General features: G+C 69.8%; 19 protein-coding genes. 13 read left to right on the forward strand and 6 right to left on the reverse strand.

All coding sequences use genetic code 11. The features are described 5' to 3' along the window. Positions 1-14: 14 nt before the first annotated feature. Positions 15-1,040 (reverse strand): class II fructose-bisphosphate aldolase, encoded by a 1,026-nt coding sequence (gene fbaA, locus VD659_RS10660; RefSeq protein WP_137836428.1) that lies wholly within the window; start codon positions 1,038-1,040, stop codon positions 15-17. Positions 1,041-1,216: 176 nt separating this feature from the next. On the opposite strand from fbaA, the gene glpX reads away from it, so the two are divergent. Beyond that, positions 1,217-2,197: a class II fructose-bisphosphatase gene (gene glpX / locus VD659_RS10665; protein WP_423261062.1), complete on the forward strand. Its 981-nt coding sequence runs from the start codon at positions 1,217-1,219 to the stop codon at positions 2,195-2,197. Between the two features lie 163 nt (positions 2,198-2,360). Next, positions 2,361-2,666, forward strand: coding sequence for a YciI family protein (locus VD659_RS10670; RefSeq protein WP_423261103.1), 306 nt, complete (start codon positions 2,361-2,363; stop codon positions 2,664-2,666). A gap of 47 nt (positions 2,667-2,713) precedes the next feature. Here VD659_RS10670 and VD659_RS10675 read toward each other — a convergent pair whose 3' ends face one another. Then, positions 2,714-3,814, reverse strand: a complete 1,101-nt coding sequence (locus tag VD659_RS10675; protein ID WP_423261063.1) for a hypothetical protein — start codon at positions 3,812-3,814, stop codon at positions 2,714-2,716. 47 nt (positions 3,815-3,861) lie between these two features. Then, positions 3,862-5,979: a S9 family peptidase gene (locus tag VD659_RS10680; RefSeq protein ID WP_423261064.1), complete on the reverse strand. Its 2,118-nt coding sequence runs from the start codon at positions 5,977-5,979 to the stop codon at positions 3,862-3,864. 141 nt (positions 5,980-6,120) lie between these two features. Between VD659_RS10680 and VD659_RS10685 the strand changes: the two genes are divergently transcribed. The 7 genes from VD659_RS10685 (at position 6,121) to VD659_RS10715 (ending at position 14,715) form a co-directional block, all read left to right on the forward strand. Beyond that, the gene (locus VD659_RS10685) at positions 6,121-7,305 is read left to right on the forward strand and encodes an inorganic phosphate transporter (RefSeq protein WP_423261065.1); all 1,185 of its coding nucleotides are present in this window, start codon (positions 6,121-6,123) and stop codon (positions 7,303-7,305) included. Beyond that, positions 7,302-7,541, forward strand: a complete 240-nt coding sequence (locus tag VD659_RS10690) for a hypothetical protein (RefSeq protein WP_423261066.1) — start codon at positions 7,302-7,304, stop codon at positions 7,539-7,541. Before VD659_RS10685 ends, VD659_RS10690 begins: the two co-directional genes overlap by 4 nt. 23 nt (positions 7,542-7,564) lie before the next feature. Further along, on the forward strand, positions 7,565-8,959 hold the full coding sequence (locus tag VD659_RS10695) for an aldehyde dehydrogenase family protein (protein WP_423261067.1): 1,395 nt from the start codon (positions 7,565-7,567) through the stop codon (positions 8,957-8,959). A gap of 39 nt (positions 8,960-8,998) precedes the next feature. Then, positions 8,999-10,510, forward strand: coding sequence for an aspartate ammonia-lyase (locus VD659_RS10700; protein WP_423261068.1), 1,512 nt, complete (start codon positions 8,999-9,001; stop codon positions 10,508-10,510). A 50-nt stretch (positions 10,511-10,560) separates the two neighbouring features. Next, a complete protein-coding gene (locus VD659_RS10705; protein ID WP_423261069.1) occupies positions 10,561-11,958 on the forward strand; it encodes an FAD-binding oxidoreductase in 1,398 nt (465 codons plus the stop codon). Between the two features lie 45 nt (positions 11,959-12,003). Then, positions 12,004-12,378, forward strand: coding sequence for an FKBP-type peptidyl-prolyl cis-trans isomerase (locus VD659_RS10710; protein WP_423261070.1), 375 nt, complete (start codon positions 12,004-12,006; stop codon positions 12,376-12,378). Positions 12,379-12,465: 87 nt separating this feature from the next. After that, positions 12,466-14,715, forward strand: coding sequence for a HelD family protein (locus VD659_RS10715; protein ID WP_423261072.1), 2,250 nt, complete (start codon positions 12,466-12,468; stop codon positions 14,713-14,715). Positions 14,716-14,824: 109 nt separating this feature from the next. On the opposite strand, the gene VD659_RS10720 is transcribed toward VD659_RS10715, so the two are convergent. Next, positions 14,825-16,192, reverse strand: coding sequence for an MFS transporter (locus tag VD659_RS10720; RefSeq protein ID WP_423261073.1), 1,368 nt, complete (start codon positions 16,190-16,192; stop codon positions 14,825-14,827). Further along, a complete protein-coding gene (locus VD659_RS10725) occupies positions 16,189-17,220 on the reverse strand; it encodes an isopenicillin N synthase family dioxygenase (protein WP_423261074.1) in 1,032 nt (343 codons plus the stop codon). Before VD659_RS10725 ends, VD659_RS10720 begins: the two co-directional genes overlap by 4 nt. A 199-nt stretch (positions 17,221-17,419) precedes the next feature. Here VD659_RS10725 and rpsO point away from each other — a divergent pair, with 199 nt between their 5' ends. Further along, positions 17,420-17,689, forward strand: a complete 270-nt coding sequence (gene rpsO, locus VD659_RS10730) for a 30S ribosomal protein S15 (protein WP_137838060.1) — start codon at positions 17,420-17,422, stop codon at positions 17,687-17,689. Between the two features lie 319 nt (positions 17,690-18,008). Here rpsO and VD659_RS10735 read toward each other — a convergent pair whose 3' ends face one another. Beyond that, on the reverse strand, positions 18,009-19,556 hold the full coding sequence (locus VD659_RS10735) for a DUF222 domain-containing protein (RefSeq protein ID WP_423261075.1): 1,548 nt from the start codon (positions 19,554-19,556) through the stop codon (positions 18,009-18,011). 150 nt (positions 19,557-19,706) lie between these two features. Here VD659_RS10735 and VD659_RS10740 point away from each other — a divergent pair, with 150 nt between their 5' ends. The 3 genes from VD659_RS10740 (at position 19,707) to VD659_RS10750 (ending at position 22,798) form a co-directional block, all read left to right on the forward strand. Beyond that, positions 19,707-20,909 carry an LLM class flavin-dependent oxidoreductase gene (locus tag VD659_RS10740; protein ID WP_423261076.1) on the forward strand — a complete coding sequence of 401 codons (1,203 nt, stop codon included), beginning with the start codon at positions 19,707-19,709 and terminating at the stop codon, positions 20,907-20,909. Between the two features lie 2 nt (positions 20,910-20,911). After that, on the forward strand, positions 20,912-21,559 hold the full coding sequence (locus tag VD659_RS10745) for an FMN reductase (RefSeq protein ID WP_423261077.1): 648 nt from the start codon (positions 20,912-20,914) through the stop codon (positions 21,557-21,559). Between the two features lie 78 nt (positions 21,560-21,637). Beyond that, a complete protein-coding gene (locus VD659_RS10750; RefSeq protein WP_423261078.1) occupies positions 21,638-22,798 on the forward strand; it encodes a type III polyketide synthase in 1,161 nt (386 codons plus the stop codon). The last annotated feature ends 2 nt before the right edge of the window (positions 22,799-22,800 follow it).

Here is a 22,800-nt window from a genome sequence, read left to right on the forward strand (position 1 = left end):
CTCCTGTTCGCGGCTCACTTGCCGGAGTGGCCGGCGGAGCCGAGCTGCTGCGTGGCCTCGACCACGCGGGCGGCCATCGCGGTCTCGGCGATCTTGCCCCAGGCGCGCGGGTCGTAGACCTTCTTGTTGCCGACCTCGCCGTCGACCTTCAGCACACCGTCGTAGTTGGTGAACATGGTGCCCGCGATCGAGCGGGTGAAGGCGTACTGGGTGTCGGTGTCGATGTTCATCTTGATGACGCCGTTGGCGACGGCCTCGGCGATCTCGGCGTCGGTCGAGCCCGATCCGCCGTGGAACACGAGGTCGAGGGGCTTCGGGCCGGTGCCGAACTTGGCCTCGAGCCCGTCCTGGATCTCCTTCAGCAGCTCCGGCTTGAGCTTCACGTTGCCGGGCTTGTAGACGCCGTGCACGTTGCCGAAGGTCAGCGCGGCCATGTAGCGGCCGTTCTCGCCGAGGCCGAGGGCCTCGACGGTCTGGATGGCGTCGTCGAGCGTGGTGTAGAGGTGCTCGTTGATGTCGTGGCTCACGCCGTCTTCTTCGCCGCCGACGACGCCGATCTCCACTTCGAGGATGGCGTTGATGGCCTTGGTGCGCTTCAGCATGTCCTGCGCGATCGTGAGGTTCTCGCCGAGCGGGATGGCCGATCCGTCCCACATGTGCGACTGGAAGATGGGCTCGCGGCCGGCCTTGACCTCGTCTTCCGAGGCGGCGATGAGGGGGAGCACGAAGTCGGCGAGAGCCGGCTGCGGGCAGTGGTCGGTGTGCAGGGCGACGGTGATGGGGTAGTTCTTCGCCACCTGGTGGGCGAACGCGGCGAAGGCGAGGGCGCCCGTGGCGCGGGCCTTCACGGTCTGGCCGGCGAAGTAGTCGGCTCCACCGGTGGTGACCTGGATGATGCCGTCGGACCCGGCCTCCGCCAGGCCCTGGAGCACGGCGTTCAGCGTCTGCGACGAGGAGACGTTGACGGCGGGGTAGGCGAAGCCGCCCTGCTTCGCCTTGTCGAGCATCTCGGCGTACTGGTCGGGGGTTGCAATGGGCATGTCATCTCCTTTGGTGGGCGCGATGGCAGCGCGCCGGCCTGCGTACAGCACCGAGTCTAGCCAGCGGTGGTGTGAGCACTCCGACCGATAGGCTGGAAAACGCACCGGGAGGCGTGTGGCCCCCGCCGGCGCGGTCCGTCACGGCGCGCCTCTGCACTTCTCGGAAGGACTGTGTCATGACCAGCAGCATCCCCCTCTACGAACACCCCGACCGCAACCTCGCGCTCGAGCTGGTGCGCGCCACCGAGGCCGCGGCCATCCGGGCTCAGCCGTTCATCGGCAAGGGCGACAAGAACGCCGCCGACGGGGCCGCGGTCGACGCGATGCGCGCCTTCCTCGGCACCGTCGACTTCGACGGCGTGATCGTGATCGGCGAGGGCGAGAAGGACCAGGCCCCGATGCTCTTCAACGGTGAGCACGTGGGCACCGGGCGCGGGCCCTCCTGCGACATCGCGGTCGACCCGATCGACGGCACCTCGCTCACCGCTGCCGGGCGCCAGAACGCCATCTCGATGCTCGCGGCCTCCGACCGCGGAACCATGCTCGACGCCTCCTCGGTGTTCTACATGAAGAAGATCGTGACGGATGCCGACGGCATCGGCGTGATCGACATCGACCGGCCGATCGGCGACAACATCCGCGCGCTCGCGAAGGCCAAGGGCAAGGACGTCGGGGACATCCGCGTGGCCGTGCTCGACCGCCCGCGCCACGTCGAGCTCATCGAGGAGATCCGCGCGGCGGGCGCCGGCACCCGGCTCATGCTCGACGGCGACGTGGCCGGCGGCATCAACGCGGCCCGCTACGGCACCCGCATCGACATGTGCGTCGGCATCGGCGGCAGCCCCGAGGGCGTGGCCACGGCGTGCGCCATCAAGGCGCTCGGCGGCTTCATCCAGACCCGGCTCGCCCCGAAAGACGACGACGAGCGCCAGAAGGGCATCGACGCCGGCCTCGACATCGACAAGCTCTACGAGGCGAACGACCTCGTCTCGGGCGACAACACCTTCTTCGTGGCCACCGGCGTGACGGACGGCGGGCTGGTCGCGGGCGTGAAGCGCCTCGGGCCGATCATCCGCACGGAGTCGATCGTGCTGCGCTCGCACTCGGGGACGATCCGGCGGATCGAGGCGGATCACCTGGCGGCCAAGTGGTTGTAGGGGGCTGAGGTAGGCGAATCGGAGGGGGATTTCGACTTCCGCCTTCRGTTGAGCGGAGCTCAAAGGCGGCGGAAGACGAAATCCCCGCCCCCTTCTCGCGGTGCTCGATGATGTGTACAGTGTTCACATTGGTGGGGCGGGCGGAGGAGTGTCGGTGAAGTTCATGATGTTCGTGTTGTCGGATGCGGCGCCGGACGCGGTGGCCGATGAGTCGGATGTCGAGGTGTGGGTCGACGAGCTCGACGCATCCGGGCGGCGGCTGATCGGCGACATCCTCGACCCGGGCAACGCGACCACGGTGCGCGTGCGAGGCGGGGAGACGCTGGTGAGCGACCGCACGGTGGTCGGCGATCAGCTCTGGGGCTTCGACATCCTCGAAGTCGAGGATGTCGCCGAGGCGATCGCGGTGGCATCCCGGCATCCCATGGCGCGGAACGGACAGCTGGAGCTACGACCGTTTCCGGAGTGAGTGGGGCGCCGGGTCGCCGGCCTCGTAGACGGGCCGGCGCTTAGCTCTCAGTTCAGTGCGTTGGTGACCAGTCCGGCGAGTGACCACGTCATGCGAGCCACCTGACCGACGGCGACGAGAGCGTCGAGGGAGGAGAGCAGGGCGTTCGTCGTGGCTCCCAAGACGATCAGGCCCTCAGAAGCCGGGAGTTCCGCGAGGCCTCGGAGTTCGCGACGCCACGACTTCTCCTGACGGAAGAGGATGGCGTAGGGCAAGAGGCGCTCGGTGAGGACTAGACGGTCCAGGCCCGCTTGAGCGACCGGGTCGACCGCGGGCGTGGGTATGCGGATCCCGAGCCGGAGTCCCGCGGGGGTGGGGTCGCCGGCCGGTGTGCGTAATGCCGACTCGGTGGAGGCCAGAAAGCGGATCCGCTCCTGTTCTGCGAGGCGCATGTAGTAGCGAAGGCCGGAGAGCCTCCGGCGAAGCGCCGTTCCGGCCGGCGTGAACCGCGTTAGCGTAGGCGGTGCCACGGCGATCGCATACAGCAACCCCGCGAGTACCACGGCGATCGCGATCGCGACCGGCCACCAGCCCGCCATCAGCGCTCCGAGACCGCCGAGCAGGCCGAGTGCCCCGGTGGCGAGGAGGCAGAGTGCGATCAGCAGCAGGTGCAGTCCCGGTGACAGGCCCCGCGTCAGCCCCCGGTATCCCATCGCCGTCCGCCGTTTGGCGAGGAACACCGCCACTTCACGCGCTCGATGGGATGGAAAGGACGCCGGACCGGTGAGGAAGACGAGATCGGGCGCCCCGCCCCGCTCGAGTCCGATTTCCCGAAGCGCCTGATCGCGGACTCGCGTCTGCCAGAGGTTCGGCGACGACGGGTTGAGCATCGCGAGGAATGCTCGTTCCCCGCGCGCGAGCACGGTACCCGGCAGTGGCTGCACTGCCACGGGTCCCCGGGAGCCGCGGGGCGCGAGCACGCGGATGCGGCCGCGCATGGCGAGGTCTGCAATCATCGCTGCGACGATTCGCCGGTCGGCGCGCACGGCGAGGCCGTGGTCGATGAGGTTTCCGGGTGGCGGGACGTACTCGGCGGTGAGCGACTTCGGGAGGTGGTGCGCGACGACGACCGAGATGCCGAAGACCGCCAGCGTGAGAGCGGCGGCCACGGCAAAAGCCACCAGCACTCCGATCAAGGGGGTCACGGCGCGGTCGGCTATCTCGCGCGGCCGAGCACGTCCAGCATCCAGGCGTACTCCTCGGCGACCTCGTGCCAGCGGGCGTAGCGGCCCGAGACGCCGCCGTGGCCGGCCGACATCTCGGTCTTCAGCAGCACGGGGGCGCCGACCTCGCGCAGGCGGGCCGTCCACTTCGCGGGCTCGACGTAGAGCACCCGGGTGTCGTTGAGGCTCGTCACGGCGAGGATGCGCGGGTACTGCTGCTCGGTGACGTTCTCGTAGGGCGAGTAGCTCTTCATGTAGGCGTACACCTCGGGGTCGTGCAGCGGGTCGCCCCACTCGTCCCACTCGATCACCGTGAGCGGCAGCGACGGGTCCAGGATCGAGGTGAGCGCGTCGACGAACGGCACCTGCGCCAGGATGCCCGCGAACAGCTGGGGCGCGAGGTTCGCGACCGCGCCCATCAGCAGCCCACCGGCGCTGCCGCCCTGCGCCACGAGCGAGGAGGGGCTCGTGTAGCCGAGCTCGATCACGCGCTCGGCGCAGGCGACGAAGTCCGTGAAGGTGTTCTTCTTGCTGAGCGTCTTGCCGTTCTCGTACCAGTGCCGCCCCAGCTCGCCGCCGCCGCGCACGTGCGCGATCGCGAAGGCGACCCCCCGGTCGAGCAGCGAGAGACGCGCCACGGAGAACCCGGGGTCGATCGACGACTCGTACGATCCATAGCCGTAGAGGATGAACGGGGCCGGCCCGGCGTCCAGCACACCCCGCCGTGCGACCACCGAGATCGGCACGCGGGTGCCGTCGGCCGCCGTGGCCCATTCCCGCCGCTGCTCGTAGGCGGCGGGGTCGTACCCGCCGAGCACCGGCTGCTGCTTGAGCAGCGTCGAGGCTCCGGTGGTCACGTCGTAGTCGAACACCGACGAGGGGGTGACGAACGAGGTGTAGCCGTAGCGCACGGTGGGCTGCAGCCACTCGGGGTTGCCCGAGGTCCCTACGGCGAACAGAGGCTCGTCGAAGGCGAGTTCCCGCAGCGCGGAGCCGTCGATCTCCGTCGACGCCGGGTCGAGCGGCAGCACCGCGATGCGCGTGAGCCCGTCGCGCCGGTAGTCCACCGTGAGGTGCCCGGCGAAGGCCTCGACGTCCTCGAGGCGCACGGCCGGGTCGTGCGCGAGCACCGTGGTCCAGCCCGCGGGGTCGGCCGGACGCGCGGGGTCGGCGGCGATCAGCTCGAAGTTCTCCGCCCCGTCGTTGTGCAGGATGAGCAGCACGTCGCGGCCGCCCACCACCGCGTGCTCCACCGAGTACTCCACGCCCTCGCGGCGCGGCCAGACCAGCTCGAACCGCGCATCCGGATCGGTGGTGTCCAGAAGCAGCACCTCGCTCGTGATCTTCGAGCCGAGCGCGATCTCGAGGTACTTCTTGCTGCGTGTGAGGCCGATGCCGACCCAGTAGCGCTCGTCGGGCTCGGTGAACACGGTCTCGTCGTCGGCGGCCGGCGTGCCCACGCGGTGGCGCCAGATGGTGTCGGGCCGCCAGGCCTCGTCGACGGTGGGGTAGTAGACGCTGCCGCCGTCGCCGGAGAATACGGCGCCGGGGAAGGTGTCCTCCACCACGTCGGGCAGGTCGGCGCCGGTGGCGAGGTCGCGGATGCGCAGCGTGTAGCGCTCGTCGCCGAGCGTGTCGACGGCGTAGGCCAGCAGCATCCCGTCGGGGCTCACGTCGAAGGAACCGAGCGAGTAGAACTCGTGGCCCTCGGCCTCGGTGTTGTCGTCGAGCACGACCTGCTCGCCGGCGACGGGTTCGCCCGGCGTGAGCTGCGGAGGAGTCCAGTCGTCGGGGCCGGCGATCGGGGCCCGGCAGTGCACGCCGTACTGCGAGCCCTCGACGGTGCGGGTGTAGTACCAGTGGCCGCCGTCGCGCACGGGCACCGAGAGGTCGGTCTCGAGGGTGCGCGACTTGATCTCGTCGAAGATGCTCTGGCGCAGCCCCGCCAGGTGCGCGGTGGCCTGCTCGGTGTAGGCGTTCTCGGCCTCGAGGTAGGTGATCACCTCGGGGTTCTCCTTGTCGCGCAACCACTCGTAGGCGTCGATCACCGTGTCGCCGTGGTGAACGCGTTCGATGGGCTGTCGACGGGCCTGGGGAGGGAGAGCATCCATCCCTCCAGCGTAGAGCCGGCCCGTGTTGACCTGCGCCGGGCCGGATGGCATAGTCGTCACGGCCCCGAGGGCAACCCGAACAGCATGAACATCCGGTGAAAGCCGGATGCGCGACGAACGCAACAGATCAGGAGAGCGTCAGTGGATCTGTCGGTGATCGTCGTGCTGGTGATCGCCCTGGCCCTGTTCTTCGATTTCACGAACGGCTTCCACGACACCGCCAACGCGATGGCTACGCCCATCGCCACCGGTGCGCTGAGGCCCAAGGTCGCCGTGGCCCTCGCCGCGGCGCTCAACCTGGTGGGCGCGTTCCTCAGCACGGAGGTGGCGAAGACGATCTCGGGCGGCCTCATCCGCGAGGGCGCAGGCGGGGTGCAGATCCTGCCGGAGATGATCTTCGCCGGCCTGATCGGGGCGATCGTGTGGAACCTCGTGACCTGGCTCTTCGGCCTGCCGTCGAGCTCCTCGCACGCCCTGTTCGGCGGCCTCATCGGCGCCGCCGTCGTCGGCGCCGGGTTCGGGGTCGTCGACTACGGCGTGCTCCTCAGCAAGATCGTGCTGCCCGCGCTCGTGGCGCCGGTGGTGGCCGGCGTCGTCGCCTTCGTCGCCACGCGGCTGGCCTACCTCATCACCCGGATGCCCGCCTCGAGCGAGCAGTCCGGCGTGCGCGGCCGGTTCCGGTACGGCCAGATCTTCTCCTCCTCGCTCGTGGCGCTCGCGCACGGCACCAACGACGCGCAGAAGACCATGGGAGTCATCACGCTGCTGCTCATCTCCGCCGGTCTGCAGCCGGCCGGCACCGGCCCCGAGATCTGGATCATCGTCGCCTGCGCCCTGGCCATCGCGCTCGGTACCTACATGGGCGGCTGGCGCATCATCCGCACCCTCGGCGCAGGGCTCACCGAGGTGAAGCCGGCGCAGGGCTTCGCGGCCGAGACGAGCACGGCCGCCACCATCCTGGCGTCGAGCCATCTCGGTTTCGCCCTCTCGACCACGCAGGTGGCCTCGGGCTCGGTGATCGGCTCGGGTCTCGGCCGTCGCGGCTCCTCGGTGCGCTGGCGCACGGCGGGCCGGATCGGCGTGGGCTGGCTGCTCACGCTGCCCGCATCCGCGGTGGTGGGGGCGGTCGCCGCGTTCGTCGCACGGCTCGGAACGGTGGGAATCGTCGTCGACCTCTTCGCGGGGCTCGGGGTGATCGTGTCGATCTTCGTGATCTCGCGACGCAACCAGGTGACCTCCAGCAACGCCATCAGCGAGATCGATGCGGCCGGAGACGTCGTGCGGAGCCCCAAGGCCACCCGCCGCAAGCAGAGGGCGGCCCGATGACGATCGACTGGGGTGCATTTCTCGTGGTGGCCGTCGCCTCGATCGTGTCGACCGCGGTCGTGGTGAGCCTGTACTCCTTCGGCCTGCGGTTCCACGGCCTGACGCATCCGGATGCCCGCACCGGCCGGCCGGTGCGCCCGCGCTACGCCTCCGTGCTCGCGTACGCCTGTTTCGCGCTGAGCGCGGCGGCCGTGCTCTTCGGCATCTACCTGATCGTTCCCTTCTTCCACCGCTAGGCCGCGACTCCTACGATGGGGGAATGACCCTAGAGATCGCGTTCGCTCCCGTCGTTCCGCCTCTGCGTGCGAGCTTCGGCCGAGGGGTCACGCGGTCGCTGCGGTGGCGCACCGAGCAGTTGAAGGCCCTGCGGCGGATGCTCGTGGAGCGCTCCGCCGACTTCGAGGACGCCCTGTTCCTCGACCTCGGCAAGAACCCCGCAGAGTCGCAGCTGACGGAGATCAACATCCTGCTCTCCGAGATCGACCACACCCTCGCGCACCTGCGGAGCTGGCTCCGGCCGCGCCGGGTCGGCGTGCCCCTCGCGATCGCGCCGGCCACCGCCTCCACCATGCTCGAGCCGCTCGGGGTCGTGCTCGTCATCGCCCCCTGGAACTACCCCGTGCAACTGCTGCTCGCGCCGGTGATCGGCGCCCTCGCGGCCGGCAACGCCGTGGTGATGAAGCCGAGCGAGCTCGCCCCGGCCACCTCGGCGCTGATCGCCGAGCTCGTGCCCGACTACCTCGACCCGCGCGCCGTGACCGTGGTGGAGGGCGGCGTCGAGGTCACCACCGAGCTGCTCGCCGAGCGTTTCGACCACATCTTCTACACCGGCAACGGCACGGTGGGCCGCATCGTGATGGCGGCCGCCGCGAAGCACCTCACGCCGGTCACCCTCGAGCTCGGCGGCAAGTCGCCGGTCTACGTCGACGACACGGTCGACCTCGCCGTCGCGGCCCGCCGCATCGCCTGGGGCAAGTTCATGAACGCCGGCCAGACCTGTGTTGCGCCCGACTACCTGCTCGCCACCGCGGAGGTGCAGAGCGCCCTCGCGCCCCTGCTGGTGGAGGCGATCGCCGAGCTCTACGACGGCGACCCGCGCACGAGCGCGAGCTACGGCCGCATCGTGAACGAGAAGCAGTACACCCGGCTCACGGGGCTGCTCGCCGGTGAGAAGGTGCTCACCGGGGGCCGGGTCGACGAGCGTGCCCGCTACATCGCGCCCACCGTGCTCGTCGACGTGGCCCGGGATGCGCCGGTCATGCAGCAGGAGATCTTCGGGCCGATCCTGCCGTTCGTCACGGTCGAGGACCTCGACGACGCCATCGGGTTCATCACCGCGGGCGAGAAGCCGCTCGCGCTCTACGCCTTCACGAACTCGCGCGAGACGGCACGGCGCATCCTCACCGAGACCTCCTCCGGGGCGGTCGGCTTCGGCGTGCCGGTGGCCCACCTCACCGTCACCGGCCTGCCGTTCGGCGGCGTCGGCGAGAGCGGCATGGGCAACTACCACGGGCGCCGGAGCATCGAGACCTTCAGCCACGAGAAGGCCGTTCTCACGAAGCGCCTCAGCCCTGACACGCTGAAGCTCGTGTACCCGCCGTTCACCGAGAAGAAGGACGGATTCATCCGGGGCCTGCTGCGCAAGCTGGGCTAGAGTCTTCTGCGTCAAGCCACAAGCGAAACGACGACAGCAATGGAGCTCCCCGACGTGACAATCTCATCGTCCGAACAACGGATCACGCCCGGCATCGACGCCGGGACCTCGCACACCCCCGGTACCACGCGCACCGAGACCGACAGCCTCGGCAGCACCGAGATCCCCGCCGACGCCCTCTGGGGCATCCACACCGCCCGGGCCCTCGAGAACTTCCCGATCAGCCGCCGCCCCATCTCGGTCTACCCCGATCTCGTGAACGCCCTCGTGATCGTGAAGCAGGCCGCCGCGCGCGCCAATCGCGAGATCGGGGTGCTGGACGCGCAGAAGGCGCGCTGGATCGACGAGGCCTGCGAGCGCATCCGGGCCGGCGAGTTCCACGACCAGTTCGTGGTGGGCGTCATCCAGGGCGGTGCCGGAACCTCCACGAACATGAACACGAACGAGGTGGTGGCGAACGTCGCCCTCGTGGCGAACGGCTACGCGCCCGGCCGCTACGACATCCTGCACCCGCTCGACGACGTGAACCGCAGCCAGTCCACCAACGACGTCTACCCGACGGCGGTGAAGCTCGCGATGTGCTTCTCGCTCGACCGGCTGATGGCCGAGCACGAGCTGCTGCGCGACAGCTTCGGTGCCAAGGGCCGCGAGTTCGCCCACGTGCTGAAGGTGGGCCGCACGCAGCTGCAGGACGCCGTGCCGATGACGCTCGGCCAGGAGTTCCACGGCTTCGCCACCACCCTCACCGAAGATCTCGAGCGGATGCGCCACACCCTCCCGCTGCTCTGGGAGATCAACCTCGGCGCCACCGCCATCGGCACCGGCATCACGGCCGACCCGGCCTACGCGGCCACCGTCTGCCGCCACCTTCGCGAACTCACCGGCTTCGAGCACGTGACGGCCGCCGACCTCGTGGAGGCCACGAGCGACGCCGGCGTGTTCATGACCCTCTCGGGAGTGCTGAAGCGCTCGGCCATCAAGCTCTCGAAGATCTGCAACGACCTGCGCCTGCTCTCGAGCGGACCGCAGGCCGGTTTCGGCGAGATCAACCTGCCGCCGCGCCAGGCCGGCTCGAGCATCATGCCCGGCAAGGTGAACCCCGTCATCCCCGAGGTCGTGAACCAGGTGGCGTTCGCGGTGGCCGGCGCGGATGTGACGGTCACCATGGCCGCGGAAGGCGGACAACTGCAGCTCAACGCCTTCGAACCCGTCATCGCGCACTCGCTGCTGCAGAGCCTCGCCTGGATGACCGGCGGATGCCGCACCCTGCGCGTGAACTGCATCGACGGCATCACCGCGAACCTCGACCGTCTCGACACCATGGTGTCGACCTCGGTGGGGGTCGTGACAGCGCTGACGCCCTACATCGGCTACGCGGCCGCCTCGGCCCTTGCGAAGACGGCTCTGCTCACGCACCGCAACATCGCCGACCTCGTGGTGGAGGCCGACCTCATGACGCGCGAGCGCGTGATGAAGCTGATCTCGCCGGCGCGGCTCTCGGGCATCGAGGCGATCACGCAGGCCATCCCGGTGGTCGAGACGGGCGACTGAGACGACGTCGCCCTCGTCTTCGCTTTCGGGGCCTCCTTAGGATGAGGGTCATGACCGACGCGACCCCGGCATCCTTTCTTGCGAGCCTTCGGGCGGCCCTCGGCGAGCGGGTGATCACGGAGCCCGGGAGGCTCGAGGGCGTGCGCTCCGACAAGTCGGGCTGGCGGTCGGCCGCGGCGCCGCTTGCGCTCGTGGAGGCGACGACGGTCGCCGAGGTGCAGGATGCCGTGCGGCTCGCGCACGAGCACTGCGTCGCCGTCGTCCCCCGGGGCGCAGGAAGCGGGCTCGCGGGCGGGGCGACCTCCACGGCCGGGTCGATCGTGCTGAGCCTGGCACGCATGGACCGCATCCTCGAGATCTCGCTCGACGACGAGCTCGCCGTGGTCGAAGCCGGCGTCATCAACCAGGCGCTCTCCGACGCGCTCGCCCCGCACGGTTACGTCTACTCGCCCGACCCGGCCAGCAAGGCCATCTCGACGATCGGCGGCAACATCGCCACGAACGCCGGCGGCCTGCTCTGCGCCAAGTACGGCGTGACCCGCGAGGCGGTGCTGGGGCTCACCGTCGTGCTCGCCGACGGCTCGCTGCTCGAGACCGGGCGGCGCACGGTGAAGGGAGTGAGCGGCTACGACCTCACCGCACTGCTGACCGGTTCGGAGGGCACGCTCGGGGTGATCGTGCAGGCGACCGTGCGCATCCGGCCGATCCCCGAGGGCGGGGTCGCCACGATCGGGGCGTTCTTCGCCGACGTGACCGCCGCGGCCGCCGCCTGCGCCGCGGTGACGGCCGCGCGCATCCGGCCCGCCGTGATGGAGCTCATGGATGCCGCTTCCGTGGCCGCGGTCGACCGCTACCTCGGCACCGCCACGCCCGCGCCCGGAGCGGCCTTCGTGCTCGTGCAGTGCGACGGGCTCGGCGCGGAGGTCGAGGCGGCCCAGGTGCTGCGGGTGCTCGAGGCGGCCTCGCCGCTCTCCGCCGAGCTCTCGGCCGGCGCCGAGGCGGGGGAGCGGCTGCTCGCCTTCCGCCGCAGCTTCCACCCGGCGCTCGAGGCCGGCGGTGAAGTGCTCGTCGAAGACGTGTGCGTTCCGCGGTCGCAGCTGGCGGCGATGTTCGGCGAGATCGAGCGGATCGGCGCGAAGCACGGCCTGCGCATTCCGACTGTGGCGCACGCGGGCGACGGCAACCTGCATCCGAATTTCGTGATCCCGGATGCCCCGGCCGGCCAGGCCGATCCGCTCGGCGTCCCCGAGGCGGTCTGGGCCGCGGCCGACGAACTCTTCGCCGCCGGCATGCGCCTCGGCGGCACGCTCACCGGTGAGCACGGGGTCGGCGTGCTGAAGAAGCGCTGGCTCGAGGCCGAGCTCGGCAGCGAGGAGCTCGCCCTGCAGCGGCGGATCAAGGCGGTGTTCGACCCCGACGGCATCCTGAACCCCGGCAAGGTCTACTGAGCCGGTGCTTTTGACCTGCACCGCGGGGTGGGATTGGATGGAGGCATGACAGATCCCATGGATTCCAAGCCCGAACTCGACTTCCCCGAGGGCCCGCCGCCCACCGTGCTCGAGATCGTCGACATCGTCGAGGGCACCGGCGCCGAGGCCACGCCGGGCGCCACCGTCGAGGTGCACTACCTCGGCGTCGAATACGAGACCGGTGAGGAGTTCGACTCCTCCTGGGGTCGCGGCGAGACCATCAGCTTCCCGCTCAACGGCCTCATCGCCGGCTGGCAGGAGGGCATCCCGGGCATGAAGGCCGGCGGCCGCCGCAAGCTCACCATCCCGCCGCACCTCGCCTACGGTCCTGAGGGCTCCGGTCACTTCCTGGCCGGCAAGACCCTCATCTTCGTGATCGACCTGATCTCGGTCCCGTAAGGCACGATTCACCCGCTCGACAGAGTGCTGCGGCAACCTCCCGGGTTTCGGCTTGTAGAATTGCTTGCCGGTAATTCGGGAGGTGCTGTGGCTGAGAACGAGTTGGCGCGTGAGCGCGAATACGTGGCGGGGCTGTACGAGAGGCTCGACAGCCTGAAGGCCGAGGCCGAGCAGGAGCTGGCGACCGTTCGGCGCGAGAACGTCGGCGGCAACCACCAGTCACGGTCGGAGCGCGACGCCTTCGCGCGGGCCTACGAAGACCGCATCGGCCAGCTCCGCGAGGTGGGAGAGCGGCTGGCGTTCGGCCGGCTCGAACTCGTCGACCCCGACCCGGAGGTCGACGGCCCCGGATCGCAGCTGCGCTACATCGGGCGCATCGGCCTGCGCGACGAGAACCTCGAGCCACTGCTGCTCGACTGGCGCGCCCCGCAGGCCCGCGCTTTTTACCAGGCCACCGCGGCCACCCCGCTCGGCGCCCGCGCCCGCCGGCACATCACCACGCGCGGCCGCGACGTGGTGCGCATCGAGGACGAGGTCTTCGACTCCGCCCTGCTCGACGAAGACGGCACCCAGCTGCAGGGCGAGGGCGCCCTGCTCGCGGCCCTGTCCGCGCAGCGCACCGGGCAGATGCACGACATCGTCTCCACCATCCAGGCCGAGCAGGACCGGATCATCCGCTCCGAGCTCTCGGGCGTTCTCGTGGTGCAGGGCGGCCCCGGCACCGGCAAGACCGCCGTGGCGCTGCATCGCGCCGCCTACCTGCTCTACACCCACCGCGACCGCCTCGGCTCGAGCGGCGTGCTCGTGGTCGGCCCCAGTCGTGCCTTCCTGCAGTACATCAACGCCGTGCTCCCGAGTCTCGGCGAGACCGGCGTGGTGCTCTCGAGCCTCGGCCAGCTGTACCCGGGCGTCGAGACGAGTCTCGACGACGAGCCCGCCGTGGCGGCGCTCAAGGGATCGGCCGAGATGGCCGCCCTCATCCGCCGCGCGGTGCGCTCGCGCCAGCGGGTTCCCGCCGAGGCGCAGAACCTCGAGATCAACGGCGAGAAGCTCGTGCTGCAGCCCGCCACCATCGCTGAGGCCATGACACGCGCCCGCGAATCGGGCAAGCCCTACAACGAGGGCCGGGTGGCCTTCGTGAAGTCGGTGCTCTCGCAGCTCACCAAGCAGCTCGCCGAGCAGCTGCGCCGCCGCGGCAGCACCGTCGACGAGGCCGATCTCGCCTACCTGCGGGAAGACATCCGCACCGCCTACGACGTGCGGGTGGCACTCAACACCGCCTGGATCCCGCTCACCCCCGAGAAGCTCGTCGAAGACCTCTACGCCCGGCCGCAGTGGCTCGAGTCGCTCACCGGGCACTGGTCGAAGGCCAAGCGCCAGCTGCTGCGGCGTGAGCGCGGGGCGGCCTTCACGGTCTCCGACGTGCCGCTGCTCGACGAGGCCGCCGAGCTGCTCGGCGAGTACGACGCGGGGGATGCGGCCAAGAGGCGCGCGGAGAAGGCGCAGCGCAAGCGCGACCTCGAGAACGCGAAGAACGCCATCCGCAACATGGACGTGGCCGGCCAGGTGTCGGCCGAGTCGGTGGTGGCGGGCTTCGCCGAGACCGAGGCGATGCTGACGACCGCCGAGCGCGCCGCCTCCGACCGCTCGTGGACCTACGGTCACATCGTGGTCGACGAGGCTCAGGAGCTCTCGCCGATGCAGTGGCGGGTTCTGCTGCGCAAGTCGCCGCTGCGTTCCTTCACGATCGTCGGCGACGTGGCCCAGGCGAGCTCGGCGGCGTCGTCGACGAGCTGGGATGCGACGCTCCAGCCCCTCATCGGTGAGAACTGGCGGCTCGAGGAGCTCACGGTGAACTACCGCACGCCATCGCAGATCGTGGATGCCGCCGAGCGTGTGGCGCACGCCAACGGCCTCACGGTCACTCGCTCGCGCTCCGTGCGCACCACCGAGTGGCCCGTGGTGGCCGAGCCGACGGCGGACGACGACGAACTGCTCGAGCGCGTGCTCGCCGACGTGCGCGAGATGACGGCGGCGGGCGGAACCGTGGCCGTCATCACCCCGGCGGCCCGCGCGGCCGCGGTGGGGGAGGCGCTCAGCGGGGCGTTCGGCTCCGAGGTGGGCACCGGCGTGACCGGGCTCTCCCGATCGATCGCGCTGCTCGCGCCCGCCGAGGCCAAGGGCCTCGAGTTCGACTCGGTGGTGGTGGTGTCTCCCGGCGAGCTGATCGCGGAGACGACGCGCGGCGCATCCGCTCTGTATGTGGCGATGACGCGGCCCACGCAGCGCCTGGCGCTCGTGCTGGCCGCCGGCGAGGAGCCGCCCGCGGGCCTCTGAGCCTGCCGGTGTGCAGATTCTGCAGAAATAGCCGTGAGCGTCGAAAATAGAGCGGTGCTCTCGGCTATTCCTGCAGAATCCGGACATCGATGCCAGCTCCGCGCCGACGTCAGGGCTTCGGGTCGCGCGCGTCGTAGTCGCGGAAGCTGTGCACGAGACGCAGGATGAGCGCGGCCGCGGCCACGATCAGCAGACCGCCGAGCAGGGGCGGGAACCACAGCGCCGCGAACACCGAGACGAGCCCGACGTAGAGATCGCCCACGCGCGGCCCACCGGCCACGACCACGGTGAACACACCTTGCAGCCGCCCGCGCATGTTGTCGGGAACCGCGGTCTGGAGCATGGTGCTGCGGAAGATGGCGCTCACCTCGTCGGAGGCGCCGGCCCCCACGAGGGCGAGCGAGGCGAGCACGAGTCCCACGACGTTCGCATCGGCGAGCTCCTGGCTCGCGGGCGCACCCGCGAGGGTCGACACGAGTACCACGACGCCGAACAGCGCGATGAACGCCCCGTAGCTCTGCACCGCGCGGGCGATGGCGCGGCCCTGCAGGCGCACCCCGCCGAGCCGCCCCGAGAACACGCTCGTGAGCGTCGACCCGACGGCGTACGCGGCGGTGAGGATGCCGACGGTGATCGGTCCGCCGCCGAGCACGAGCACGCCGATGGCGGGGAACAGCACGCGAGGCTGCCCGAAGGTCATCGCTGCGATGTCGATGAGGAAGGAGGCGCGGATGTTCGGCGCCCGCCGCAGGAAGGCGATGCCGTGCCGCAGCGACTCGAGTCCCGGCCGGTGCCGTTCGCCCTCGGGCAGGATGCGGGGCAGGCTCGCGATGCCGAGGAACGCCGAGACGAAGAGCACGACGTCGACGGTGTAGGTCCAGCCGAAGCCAACGGTGGCCACCAGCACGCCGGCCAGCGCGGGCCCGACGGTCACCATGATGCCGATCGTGATGCCGTTCAGCGCGGCGGCGGCGGGCAGCAGCTCGCGCGGGAGGATGCGCGGGAAGATCGCCGAGCGCGTGGTCTGGATGACCGTGGCCGCCACCGCGTTCACCGTGGCGAGCGTGTAGAGCGCCACCACGCTGTCGGCGCCGGACCAGGCCAGCGCGGCGAGGGTGATGGTGGAGGCCCAGGCGACGATCGCGGCGATCAGCGCCACTGTGCGGCGGTCGAAGGCGTCGGCGAGCATCCCGCCGTACAGCCCGGCCACGATCATCGGCAGCAGGGCGAAGAGCGCCACGCCCGACACCGCGAGGGTCGAATCGGTCAGACGGTAGATGTCGAGACCGACCGCCACGATCGTCATCTGGCTGCCGATGCCGGAGATCGCCTGCCCGGCCCAGAGGCGGGCGAACGCGGGGCTCGCCCGGAGGGGCGTGAGGTCGGCGAAGTGGTTGCGGCGCCGGGCGGGTTCGCTCCTCAGCTCGTCGTCGCCCGGTGCCGTGCTGCTGGGTGACTCACGCGGCGGCTCGCTCACTCCGCGGGAGTCAGGAGGTCGGCGTGGTGGCGGGCCGCGACATCCGGATGCGCACGCAGCCGGCTTTTCAGCGCGTTCTCCCCGTAGGTGCGGAAGATCGGGTTGTCGGGGTCTGCGGTGATGCCGGAGGCCTCGGCCGCGAGTTCGGCCGGCAACGGGAGCACGGGGATCGTGGCATCGAGCGCGGGGCTGTAGAAGAACGGGATGGAGATGCGGTCGTCGCCGATGCGCGGCGAGATCACGCGGTGCACCGTCGCCTTGAGGTAGCCGTTCGTGGCGACCTCGAGGAGTTCGCCGATGTTCACCACGAAGGCGCCCGGGATCGGGGGAGCGTCGATCCACTCGCCGTCCTTCTCCACCTGCAGGCCGCCCTTGCCGGGCTCGACGAGCAGGAGGGTGAGCACACCGCTGTCCTTGTGGGCGCCGACGCCCTGCTTGGGCTCGGGATCGCTCTTGCCGGGGTAGCGGACGATCTTGATGAGGGTGGAGGGACGTTCGGCGAAGGCCGCATCGAACACGTGCTCGTCGGCGCCGAGGGAGAGTGCCCAGGCCTGGAGCAGCTCGAGGCTCACGCGGGTGAGGGCGGCGTACCACTCGGCGACGACCTCGCGGAGCTCGGGGAGCGCATCCGGCCACTGGTTCGGGCCTTCGAGCCGCAGGTAGGCGGGGGAGTCATCGGTGAGCGCGACGGGCTCGCGCTCGGTGCCGATGTCGATCTGCTCGCGCCAGTCGATGCGACCCTGGGTGAGCTCGCCGCCGACGCGGGTGTAGCCGCGGAAGTGGGGGCTGTTGAGGTTCTCGATGGCGAGTTTGTCGGCCTCGGGGAGATCGAAGAAGCGGCGCGAGGTGGTCATCACGCGGTCGATGAGCTCCTCGGGCACGCCGTGGCCCACGAGGTAGAAGAAGCCGTAGTCGTGGGTGGCCTCGCGCAGTTCGGTGCGGAAGGCGGCGGCTTCGGCCGGGCCGGCGGCGAGCCGGGAGAAGTCGAGCACGGGGAGAGTGGCGGGGGCCACGGTGGTGTCAGTCATGTCTTGTGTGTTCCGTTCCGCGTAGTGCAACTCCGATCCACTATGCGGTGTTCCCGGCCGTTCGTCGAACTGGCGGCCGAAGTGTTACGCGCATGTTTCTGGTAAGCTCTACAGGTTGCCGTGAAGACGGCCGCGGACAAAGAGAGCCACAGCATCCGGCTGACTGGCACCGCGCAACGAGAGAAAGGGGATCCCATCTATGGCACTCGAAGCAGACGTCAAGAAGGCGATCATCGAAGAGTACGCTACCCACCCCGGTGACACCGGATCCCCCGAGGTCCAGGTCGCGATCCTGACCAAGCGGATCAAGGACCTCACCGAGCACCTCAAGGAGCACAAGCACGACCACCACTCGCGTCGTGGTCTGCTGCTGCTCGTGGGCCAGCGTCGCCGCCTCCTGGGCTACCTCCAGGACATCGACATCGACCGCTACCGCACGCTCATCGAGCGTCTCGGTCTGCGTCGCTAGTTCGCCTTTCAGGCGACACAGTCGATCAGGCGGCAGCTCTTCGCTGACACCGCGATCTTCTTCTGGAGAGGCCGTCACCTTCGGGTGGCGGCCTCTTCTGTGTGTCTGGAGCGCATCGACCTGTCTGGGATGCATTGACTTAGTGGAAGCCATCTACCTAATTCTTTGGCGCCGACTCGCCATTGCGTCGTCGGGACAGGGCAGCCAGCGCGTGTAACCGACGGGCGTGTGTGCGCTGTCTGCCGGGAGGTCCGCGTAGCGGGCGGCCCACGCAGCCGCAGGCCCGGAGTGCGACGTACCTCGTCTGGCGGCTTCGCTATCAGGGGTGCTCCGCCGGCGACCTCATCCGAGAGGGCAGCTGCCCGCCGCCACGGTGGCATCGGCAGGCGTACCTTCGATCGCGGTGCCGTCGTGGAGGCGCGTCGGGTGGGTCGGTGGGTGCGAAGCTCGGGCGTGGGGAGCTGCGGCGGGGTGCCCGCGGCAGGGTGACGTAGTGCCGTCCGGTGGGGGATCTCCAATCGAGGGCGCGGCCGGCCTGCGCGACGACGCTCCATCCGCTCGAGTCGTGTTTCAGATGGTGGTGCTTGGCGCAGAGATGGTGCAGATTGGCGCGCTCGGTCTCGCCGCCGCGAGCCCAGTCCGCGGTGTGGTCGAGCTCGCAGGCTTCCGCGCGGCGATTGCAGTTCGGGAACCGGCAGCTCTCGTCGTCGAGCAGGAGGGCGAGGCGCATGTCGGGTGGCGGCCGGTAGCGGGTGCGGCCGACGGAGAGCGTCTCGCCGGTCTCCGGATGGGTGAGGACTCTGATGAAGCTCGGCGCCCGAGCGGCGAGGCGGCGGGCCGTGTCGATGTCGATCGGCCCGAATCCGTGAAGCTCTGCCGTGCCATCGTCGTGACCGAGCAACGACAGGGCGGGCACGGTGAGTACGACCGTCGGCGTGATGGGAAGGAACGCATCGTCGACCTCGAACTGCTGGAGGTCGCGCGTGATCGACGGACGCGCCCGGGTCACGCTGTCGACGGGTGTCGGAGGAGTGGGTGCGAGGTCGGGAATTGCGCCGGACGAGGGCGAGAAGTCAGGTTGCGCACCCGCGGGCCGCGAGAGGTCGGGCGGCCCGTCGGTGGTGCGCCTCTCGTCGGGTACCTCGACGTCGCCACCGGCGGACGGCGGACGCGCCGCCACGCTACGGGCCGAAGGTGGGCCGAGGAGGAGCGTGGCGAGCGCGTCGGCGCGCAGCTGGCTGCGCGATCGCGGTTCGGCGGCCGTCTGAGCGGACCGCGCGATGCGGGTGAGGCGCGAGTCGATGGCCACGGCCGCCACCGCCGGGAGGTGGCAGGTGAGCCAGGCCATTCCGTCGACGTCGGGCGAGAGCGTGACACTGCGCTCGGCGATCGCGGTGGCCGAGCGTGCTTCGATCGATTCGGGGTGCAGGCGTTCGCGCTCGGAACGAGCCGAGCGCTCGAAACGGGCTGCAGTGGTCGTCGCGGCCACGGGCAGGAGAGCCCGTTCGAACGAACCACGAGAGTCGCGCGGGAGCGCGGAGGCGGCCGCCGCCATGAGCTGGGCGTGCCGATAGCTGATGGTGCTCGCGGACAGAGCCTCCAGGGTTGCCGGGAGCGTGCCGACGATCGTCTCGGAGTCGTTGAGCATCCGGGTGATCGTGCCTTCTGAAAGACGAGTCGCGCACGAGATCTCGGCGGTGAGCGAACGCATCGCCAGCCCTTGCGCATCCGCCCGTGACTCGGCGAGCCGCAGCGACGTCGCCTCGACGAGCAGCACCGCGGTTCGAGCGTGCGAGGCGGCGCGGATCGCCTCCTCGCCGACCAGCTCGTCGAGGATCGCGTCGAGGCGCATCCCGTTCTCATCCATGAGAATAAGTCAATCATCCGCCAAAGACATCCCTGCTTCCGATGGCTGATCTGTGGAGGGAATAGTTTCGCCCGGGAGTTGTTGAGAGTAATATTCATGCAAACGCATTGAAATGCCCTCAGCGGCACCCCCGCGACTTGAGAGGTCGACATGCAGTTCGGAATCTTCACCGTCGGCGACGTCACCACCGACCCGACGAACAACACCACCCCCACTGAGAACGAGCGCATCAAGGCCATCCTGACCATCGCGCAGAAGGCCGAAGAGGTCGGTCTCGACGTCTTTGCCCTCGGCGAGCACCACAACGAGCCGTTCGTGCCCTCCAGCCCCACGACGATGCTCGGCTACGTCGCGGCCAAGACCGAGAACCTCCTGCTGAGCACCGCGACGACGCTCATCACCACCAACGACCCGGTGAAGATCGCCGAGGACTACGCAATGCTCCAGCACGTCGCCGACGGCCGCGTCGACATGATGATGGGCCGCGGCAACACCGGCCCCGTGTACCCCTGGTTCGGCAAGGACATCCGCCAGGGCATCCCGCTCGCCATCGAGAACTACGCCCTGCTGCGCCGCCTCTGGGACGAGGAGGTCGTCGACTGGGAGGGCAAGTTCCGCACCCCGTTGCAGGGCTTCACGAGCACCCCTCGCCCCCTCGACGGCGTCGCGCCCTTCGTCTGGCACGGCAGCATCCGCAGCCCCGAGATCGCCGAGCAGGCCGCCTACTACGGAGACGGCTTCTTCGCGAACCACATCTTCTGGCCCAAGGAGCACTTCCAGCGCCTCATCGCCTACTACCGCCAGCGCTTCGAGCACTACGGCCACGGCCGCGCCGACCAGGCCTACGTGGGCCTCGGCGGCCAGGTGTTCATGGCGAAGAACTCGCAGGACGCCGTGAAGCAGTTCCGCCCCTACTTCGACAACGCGCCGGTCTACGGACACGGCCCGAGCCTCGAGGACTTCACCGAGCAGACCCCGCTCACCGTCGGCAGCCCGCAGGAGGTCATCGACCGCACCCTCACCTTCCGTGAGACCTTCGGCGACTACCAGCGCCAGCTGTTCCTGATGGACCACGCCGGCCTGCCCCTCAAGACCGTGCTCGAGCAGCTCGACATGCTCGGCGAGCTCGTGGTGCCCACCCTCCGCAAGGAGATGGACGCCCTGCGCCCAGCCCACGTGCCGGACGGCCCCACCCACCAGTCGCAGATCGAGCGGATGGCGGCCCGTGCGGCCGCGAAGCAGGTCGCGGATGCCGCCGAGCAGTCGGCCGTCGCCGCCGAAGCCGCCCGCAGCGCGCGCACCACCCCCGTGGGCGCCGGAACCGGCGCCGCCTTCGGCATCAAGGGAGCCTGATCATGACCGAGAACACCACCCCCGCAAAGAAGCTCGTCGCCGTCTCCGCCGGCCTCAGCCAGCCCTCCTCCACGAGGCTCCTGGCCGACCGCCTGGCGGAGGCGACGGTCGCCGACCTCCGCGACCGCGGCGTCGACGTCGAGCTCACCATGATCGACCTCCGTGACGTGGCGAACGACATCACGAGCAACCTGATGACCGGCTTCGCCAGCTCGAAGCTGCAGGAGGCGATCGACGCGGTCTCCAACGCCGACGGCCTGATCGCCACCACGCCCATCTTCACGGCGAGCTACAGCGGCCTGTTCAAGTCCTTCTTCGACGTGATCGACAACACTGCGCTCACCGGACTGCCGGTGCTGATCGCCGCCACCGGCGGCACCCCGAGACACTCGCTGGCACTCGACCACGCGATGCGCCCGCTGTTCAGCTACCTGCGCGCATCCGTGCTCCCGACGAGCGTCTTCGCCGCCACCGAGGACTGGGGATCGGGCGCCGCGGATGACGGCTTCCCGACGTTGCCCGATCGCATCCGCCGCGCAGCCGGGGAACTCGCCGCCGCGGTCGCGGTCTCGAAGCGCTCCACCGAGGTGAAGGACCCGTTCGCGCTCGACTCCTCGTTCAGCCCGATCGGCGCCTACGGCGCCCAGTAGCCCGGCGCACTCCGCCCCTCCGGTGGGACATTGCTGCGATAGGACCATGCAGGCACATGATCGTGCTTACATGGGCCTATGGCAGTGAGCGTGCGAACCATCCAGACCGCGATTCCGGCCACAGTCCTCCGGCAGCCCCAGGTGCGTGACGTGTTCGCGTCGCAGCCCGGCCTGACGCGCCTCGGCACCCGCCTCGTCTCCGCCTCGTTCGACGGATCGGGAATCGACACCCGCTACACCGTCATCGACGAGCTCACCCTCGACACGCAGGCCGAGCATCCGGAGTTCTTCGATCTGGCGAGCGGCCGGCTGCTCGCCCCCTCCACGAAGGTGCGCAACGAGCTCTACATCGAGCGCGCCAGCGCCCTGTACGTGGAGGCCGGGCGCAAGGCCCTCGACGCCGTCGAAGGCCTCACCGCCGCCGACATCACCCACGTGGTCACCGTCTCGTGCACCGGCTTCTTCGCCCCCGGGCCCGACTACGTGCTGGTGCGCCAGCTGGGCCTCGCGCCGAGCACCCTCCGCTACCACGTGGGCTTCATGGGCTGCTACGCCGCTTTCCCCGCGCTCCGGATGGCGAAGTCGTTCTGCGAGGCCGAACCGGATGCCGTCGTGCTGGTGGTGAGCGTCGAACTCTGCACCCTGCACGTGCGCTCCTCGAACGAGCCCGATCAGATCGTGGCGTCGTCGGTGTTCGCCGACGGGGCGGCGGCGGCGATCGTGACGGCGCGCGAGCTGCCGTCGTCTTCTCCCGCGCTCGATCTGGATGCCTTCGAGAGCGTGCTCACCCCAGTCGGGGAAGGCGACATGGCTTGGAAGATCGGCGACGAGGGCTTCGAGATGATCCTCAGCTCGTATGTGCCCAAGATCATCGACCAGCACATCTCGGGCGCGCTCGAGCCGCTGCTGGCCCGCGAGACGGCTCTCGTCGCGGCGCCGCACGAGTCGATCGGGCACTGGGCCATCCACCCCGGCGGTCGCAGCATCCTCGACAAGGTGGAGGCGAAGCTGCAGCTCTCCGAGGCGCAGCTCGCGCCGTCGCGCGGGGTTCTGCGCGAATACGGCAACATGTCGAGCGCCACGATCCTCTTCGTGCTGAAGGCGATCATGGACGGCTGGCCGCCTGCGGTCGACGACGGTGAGCCGTCGTCCGGCGATCGGGTTTGCGCCATGGCCTTCGGCCCCGGCCTCACCGTCGAGACAGGACTGATGACGCTCCGGCCCGCGCTGGGGGCATAGAG

It is taken from the genome of Herbiconiux sp. 11R-BC, assembly GCF_049472555.1.
Taxonomy (GTDB): Bacteria; Actinomycetota; Actinomycetes; order Actinomycetales; family Microbacteriaceae; genus Herbiconiux.

Excerpts from the sequence above, each read along its gene's own strand:
- fbaA (WP_137836428.1), bottom strand. The coding sequence starts at position 1,040 with ATGCCCATTGCAACCCCCGACCAGTACGCCGAGATGCTCGACAAGGCG.
- glpX (WP_423261062.1), top strand. The coding sequence starts at position 1,217 with ATGACCAGCAGCATCCCCCTCTACGAACACCCCGACCGCAACCTCGCG.
- VD659_RS10670 (WP_423261103.1), top strand. The coding sequence starts at position 2,361 with ATGATGTTCGTGTTGTCGGATGCGGCGCCGGACGCGGTGGCCGATGAG.
- VD659_RS10680 (WP_423261064.1), bottom strand. The coding sequence starts at position 5,979 with ATGGATGCTCTCCCTCCCCAGGCCCGTCGACAGCCCATCGAACGCGTT.
- VD659_RS10690 (WP_423261066.1), top strand. The coding sequence starts at position 7,302 with ATGACGATCGACTGGGGTGCATTTCTCGTGGTGGCCGTCGCCTCGATC.
- VD659_RS10695 (WP_423261067.1), top strand. The coding sequence starts at position 7,565 with ATGACCCTAGAGATCGCGTTCGCTCCCGTCGTTCCGCCTCTGCGTGCG.
- VD659_RS10700 (WP_423261068.1), top strand. The coding sequence starts at position 8,999 with ATGGAGCTCCCCGACGTGACAATCTCATCGTCCGAACAACGGATCACG.
- VD659_RS10705 (WP_423261069.1), top strand. The coding sequence starts at position 10,561 with ATGACCGACGCGACCCCGGCATCCTTTCTTGCGAGCCTTCGGGCGGCC.
- VD659_RS10710 (WP_423261070.1), top strand. The coding sequence starts at position 12,004 with ATGACAGATCCCATGGATTCCAAGCCCGAACTCGACTTCCCCGAGGGC.
- VD659_RS10725 (WP_423261074.1), bottom strand. The coding sequence starts at position 17,220 with ATGACTGACACCACCGTGGCCCCCGCCACTCTCCCCGTGCTCGACTTC.
- rpsO (WP_137838060.1), top strand. The coding sequence starts at position 17,420 with ATGGCACTCGAAGCAGACGTCAAGAAGGCGATCATCGAAGAGTACGCT.
- VD659_RS10735 (WP_423261075.1), bottom strand. The coding sequence starts at position 19,556 with ATGGATGAGAACGGGATGCGCCTCGACGCGATCCTCGACGAGCTGGTC.
- VD659_RS10740 (WP_423261076.1), top strand. The coding sequence starts at position 19,707 with ATGCAGTTCGGAATCTTCACCGTCGGCGACGTCACCACCGACCCGACG.
- VD659_RS10745 (WP_423261077.1), top strand. The coding sequence starts at position 20,912 with ATGACCGAGAACACCACCCCCGCAAAGAAGCTCGTCGCCGTCTCCGCC.
- VD659_RS10750 (WP_423261078.1), top strand. The coding sequence starts at position 21,638 with ATGGCAGTGAGCGTGCGAACCATCCAGACCGCGATTCCGGCCACAGTC.